This is a genomic window from Mycobacterium sp. TH-M25, assembly GCF_057473665.1.
In genome coordinates, this window is the sequence record NZ_JBYCLA010000097.1 from 1 (window position 1) to 5,326 (window position 5,326).

General features: G+C 66.7%; 4 protein-coding genes. All 4 read right to left on the reverse strand.

Features of this window, described 5'->3' with window-relative positions; genetic code table 11:
- Positions 1-1,554 (reverse strand): ABC transporter substrate-binding protein (locus tag AC2VOU_RS03505; RefSeq protein WP_486956101.1); only part of this gene is annotated, 1,554 nt, incomplete at its 3' end.
- A 5-nt stretch (positions 1,555-1,559) separates the two neighbouring features.
- Complete coding sequence (secF, locus tag AC2VOU_RS03510; protein ID WP_486956102.1) at positions 1,560-2,855, reverse strand: protein translocase subunit SecF; 1,296 nt, start codon at positions 2,853-2,855, stop codon at positions 1,560-1,562.
- Between the two features lie 4 nt (positions 2,856-2,859).
- Complete coding sequence (secD, locus tag AC2VOU_RS03515; protein ID WP_486956103.1) at positions 2,860-4,653, reverse strand: protein translocase subunit SecD; 1,794 nt, start codon at positions 4,651-4,653, stop codon at positions 2,860-2,862.
- A 121-nt stretch (positions 4,654-4,774) separates the two neighbouring features.
- On the reverse strand, positions 4,775-5,095 hold the full coding sequence (yajC, locus tag AC2VOU_RS03520) for a preprotein translocase subunit YajC (protein ID WP_486956104.1): 321 nt from the start codon (positions 5,093-5,095) through the stop codon (positions 4,775-4,777).
- Positions 5,096-5,326: the final 231 nt, after the last annotated feature.

Here is a 5,326-nt window from a genome sequence, read left to right on the forward strand (position 1 = left end):
CAGCGGCAGCGTCGGCATGCCCGCCCACAGCACCGGAGCACTCTCGGCCAGCAGCCGGACCAGGTCGGCGGGGTCGGCCGACACCGCGAGCGAGCCGATGATGCCGTCAATCTGGCCGTTGGTGTAGCCCGACAGATTGTTGCCGTTGCCGGTGTGCAGGTCGTAGGCGTCCATGGCCGACGAGCCGGTGGAGCCACTGCCGGTGGCGCCGCCGGTACTGGCCAACAGCACGTCGATCATGCCGTCCTTGAGTGCCTGCGGGCCGACCGAGTCCGACGTGACGTCGGAGACCGTGATACCGGCCGGGCCGCAGGCCTTCGCGATCGCGCCGACGATCGCGGCCAGGCGCGCGTTGGGCCCGCGGTAGCCGATCCGCACCGGCAGTGGCTTGTTCTTCAGCTCGGCGCGCGCCGCCACCGGGTCCGCTTTGATGAATCGCCCTGCCTCGGGGACGTTCTCAGCTTGGCCGATGGCGTCGTCGGAGGCGGTGTGCAGGCGTGCGTTGGAGATCGGCGTCTGCGCGTCGCGGGCAATCACATCACGCGGAGTGCACAACGCGACGGCACGACGGGCCGCGATGTCGGCCATCGGTCCGCCCGGCGCGAAGATGAGCTGCTCGATACCGTCGGACGCCGCATCGGTGCGGCGGTAGGTGTCCGGCGTGGCCAGAGCTCCCGACGAACCGGTCGCCACGTCGACAACGTCGGCCCTCTTGTCGTTGACCCGGTCCTGTATGTCGGCTTTCTGCGGCCACACCGTGACCCGTTTGGTCATTGGCTTGGCGCCCCACCACTTCTCGTTGGCAACGAGAACCACTGCGCCACCGTCTAATACGGACTCGATCTGGTACGGCCCGGAGGACGGGAAGTGCTTGGCGATGACGCTGGACGCCGTGCCCGGCCGCAGGCTCCAGGTGGTGTTCCACGTTTGCGCGATGCGTGCGATGTTCGGTGCGTTGTTGCCCAGCAGCGACGCCGTGACGTCGACACCGAGTTCTTCGGCGATCACATGCGACGGCAGGATCGTGGTGGCGGTGAACAATTGGTTGTAGTCGACGATGTTGCGATCAGGCGCAAACGACACCCGGGCTTTCTTCTGCCCGGGTTGGCATTCGATCGACGCGACGTCGACGTAACCCGCCTGGCTGGCGGCGTCGAAACCCGGGAAACGGCCGGACTGAGCGGCCCACGCCAACACCAAGTCGTCGCAGGTGACCGGCTTGCCATCGGAATACACGGCATTGTCGGCGATCTGGTAGTCCAGGACCAGCGGTGATCCGCCGACCATCGAGATCGAGCCGAAGTCGTGGTCGGCGACAACCTGACCGTCGGGGCCGTGGTAGCTGAATCCGGTGAGCGTGCGGGCGAATGCCTGCGCACCGGCGGAAGCCGCGCCGCCGACGGTGTTGGTGTTGTAGGAGTCCAACGCGCCGTCGACGATGTAGTCGACGTTTCCTGCCACGCTGCCCGAGCATCCGGTCAGCGCGCCCGGCGCAGCCGCCGCAAGGGTGAGCGTCAGACAACCGGCGGCCACACGCCGACGCCAGGCCATCATCTGCGCTAGCGGTTGTTCTGTTTGCCGGTCGGACGCGCATGGCGGCCCGAGGCACGAACCGGCCGGGCACCCGGAGCCGGCTTGCCGGGCGGCGGCGTACCGGTGCCGGCGGAGCGTGCAGGAGCCGGCTCGGCGTCCGACTCGGCGCCCTCCTGGGACCGCGTCTGCTTGGTCGCAGCCTTGCCGGCGTCCGGCCCGCGCCGCCGGAGGACCCGACGGGTGTGGGTCTGCACCAGTTCGGTGCGCTCACGCAGCGTGACCAGCAGCGGGGTGGCGAAGAAGATCGACGAGTAGGTGCCGACGATGATGCCGATCAACTGCACCAGGGCCAGGTCTTTGAGGGTGCCCACGCCCAGCAGCCACACCGCCACCACCATGAGGGCCAGCACTGGCAGCGTCGACATCAGGCTGGTGTTGATCGATCGCATGAACGTCTGGTTGACCGCGAGGTTGGCTTCCTCGGCGAATGTTCGCCGGGTGGTGTGCTGAAAGCCGTGGGTGTTCTCTTCGACCTTGTCGAACACAATCACCGTGTCGTACAGCGAAAAACCCAAAATCGTCAGCAATCCGATGACGGTGGCCGGGGTGACTTCAAAGCCCACCAGCGAATAGATCCCTGCGGTGACGGTCAGATCGAAGACCATGGTGGTCAGCGCCGACATCGCCATGAAGCGCTCGTAGCGGACGGTGATGTACAGGCCGACCAGCACCAGGAAGACCACCAAGGCGATGACTGCCTTCGTGGTGATCTGCCCGCCCCATGTCGAGGACACCGCCGAATCAGAGATGGCCTTCTTGCTGGGCTGACCGTCGGCGCCTTTGGGCGCGTATTTGTCGAACAGCGCGTCGCGCAGCTTCTCGGTCTTGTCGTTGGACAACGTCTCCGAGCGAATCTGCACGGTCGCCGACGATCCGCTGCCGACGATCACCACCGCCTCCGGGTCGTGACCCAGCGTCTGCCGAAAGACGTCCTCGACCTGGCTGACGCTGGCATGCGCCTTGTCACCGACGACGGGCATCGACATCGTCGTGCCGCCCTTGAAGTCGATGCCGAAGGTGAACCCGCGAACCAGGATGCTGACCACCGCGATCGCGACGATCACCCCGCTGACCGAATACCACAGCCGACGTCGTCCGATGACTTCGAAGGCGCCGGTTCCGCTGTAGAGCCGGACGAAGAAGTTGTGGTGTGGCAACGTCCCGGAGTCGTCGCTGCTCGGGCGCACCACTCGGGCGGTGTCCTTGCTGATCTCGACGGCGGTGGTGTCCTCGGTGCCGGTCGTGTCCGCGTTTGAGCCCATCCCGCTACCCCCGTCCCGTCGCGTACGCTCCGGCGCTCGCGGCGCTCCGTTCGCGCGCGACCTGCTGGACCGCTCCCAGGCCGTTGTATGCCGGCTTCGCCAGCCTCTTCGACTTGCTGGCCAGGTAGACCAGCGGCCACGTCACCAGGAACACCACCACAGTGTCCAGGGCCGTGGTGAGGCCCAACGTGAACGCGAATCCCTTGACCTGACCGATCGCCAAGACGTACAGCACGGCGGCGGCCAGGAAGGTGACCGCGTTGCCCGACAGGATCGTCCGGCGGGCCCGCGCCCAACCCCGGGGAATCGCCGACCGGAACCGTTTGCCGTCGCGGATCTCGTCCTTGATGCGCTCGAAGAAGACCACGAACGAGTCGGCCGTGGTCCCGATGCCGATGATCAGACCCGCGATCCCGGCCAGGTCCAGCGTGTAGTCGATATATCGGCCGAGCAGCACAAGGATTGCGAAAACCATTGCGCCAGAAGCGGCCAACGACACTGCCGTCAGCACGCCCAATACTCGGTAGTACAGCAGCGAGTACAGCAGGACCAGAATCAGTCCGATCCCGCCGGCGATCAAGCCTGCCCTTAGCGACGTCAATCCCAGTGTCGCGGAGACAGTTTGGGCTTCCGACGACTCAAACGACAGCGGCAGCGAACCATACTTGAGCACGTTGGCCAGCTCACGCGCCGAACTCGCGGTGAAAGGCGGGTCGCCGCCGGTGATCTGGGTGCGGCCACCGGGGATCGCTTCGCGAATCTGCGGCGCGCTGACCACCTGCGAGTCCAGCGTGAACGCGGTCTGCGTGCCGATGTGCGAGGCGGTGAAGTCCGCCCAGGTGTTGGCCGCCCCGCTCCTGAACTGCACGTCGACGACGTAACCACCGCTGTGCGGGTCCATGCCCGAACTGGCGTTCTCGATCTGGTCGCCGCTGATGATGGACGGCGCCAAAAGGTAAGCCTGCTTGTGCTGGATGTCGCAGGTCACCAGCGGCAGAGCGGGATCGTCGTTGCCGGCCAGGATGTCTTTCTGGGAGCAGCGGGTGGCCTCATATTGGAGCGCCAGGAACTGCACGCCCTTGTTGGTGCTCTGCCGCCACTCGCGCTCTTTGGCGATGCGCTCGGCAAGGTCTTTACGCGGATCCGGCGGCCCCGGCTGAATCGGGGCTAGCTCGGGCGGTGCGGGCTGCTCAGCCGCCGGCGAAGCGGGTGCCGGCGGCGGGGATGGCTTGGTCGGCGCATCCTGCGGGTAGGGCCGCGGCTGCGGCGGGACAGCCGGGCCGCCGGGCGCCGGCGCCGCGGGTACCAGGTCAGGTGCAGGGCCGCCCGGCTGACCGTCGGGCGCGGGGGTGCCGGGTCGGGCTTGCCCGCCACGCGGCGCGGGTAGCTGTGGACCGCCCTGCATGCCGGCGCTGTCGACGGGCAGGGCGTTGATCACGGGGCGGATGTAGAGCCGGGCGGTCTGGCCGAGGTTGCGCGCCTCGTTCCCGTCGGTACCCGGGACCGTGATGACCAGGTTGTCGCCGTCGACGATGACCTCAGAACCCGATACGCCCAGGCCGTTGACCCGGGCACTGATGATCGCCTGCGCCTGCGATAACGCCTCACGTGTCGGCCGCGAGCCATCCGGTGTGCGCGCGGTCAGCGTGACCCGGGTGCCACCTTGCAGGTCGATGCCGAGCTTTGGGTCGGCCCGCTTGTTGCCGGTGAGGAACACCAGCAGGTAGACACCGATCAACAGGACCAGGAATACCGCCAGATAGCGGCCCGGATGCACCGGCGCCGATGGCGATGCCACGTGTTGAGTCTCCTCCGCTCATGCGCGATGCGCTTTTGTGCAGGCCGTCACCGACCCGTTCGCCTCTCGCGCCCCGCTCGGTTCGACTGCACCGAAAAGGGTACGGGGCGGGGCTGCGACCTCAGTCGTTGGGCAGTCGGCCCGGGTCGTCGACCAGCTCGCCGGTTGCGGTGTCGAGAACCTCCGGCTCGACGCGGCTGGCCACCGCCAGCTTCGCCCAGGTGGTGACCACGCCCGGGGACACCTCGAGGTCCACGACATCGTCGGTGATGCGCGTGATGGTTCCGTGCAGGCCGGACGTGGTCTGCACCCGGTCACCGATCCTCAGTGACTCATGCAGGTTGATGGTGGCTTGCATCGCGCGCTTCTGACGACGCGATGCGAAAAACATGAACGCCCCCAAGACGATCAGCATCGGCAGGAATACAATCGTTTGGTTCATGAAGGCAGAGATCTTTCGTCGAGGTCGTTGGACGGTCACCAGTGTGCCATCAGGCCGGTGCCAGGCCGGACCATTGGGTGATGGAGACTTCGCAGTGAGCCCGCGAGCTCCTTTGTTACGGTCGATCCGATCGCCGGCGCGGCGTTCGAGGTTCAGGCCGAGCCGGAACGTGGCACGAGATTTCACACGGCTAACGAGGAGATCCGGGATGAGAAAAAACTTGATCGGCCG

What these genes read in the sequence shown, in the direction of transcription:
- secF (WP_486956102.1), bottom strand. Translation starts at nt 2,855, where the DNA reads ATGGGCTCAAACGCGGACACGACCGGCACCGAGGACACCACCGCCGTC.
- yajC (WP_486956104.1), bottom strand. Translation starts at nt 5,095, where the DNA reads ATGAACCAAACGATTGTATTCCTGCCGATGCTGATCGTCTTGGGGGCG.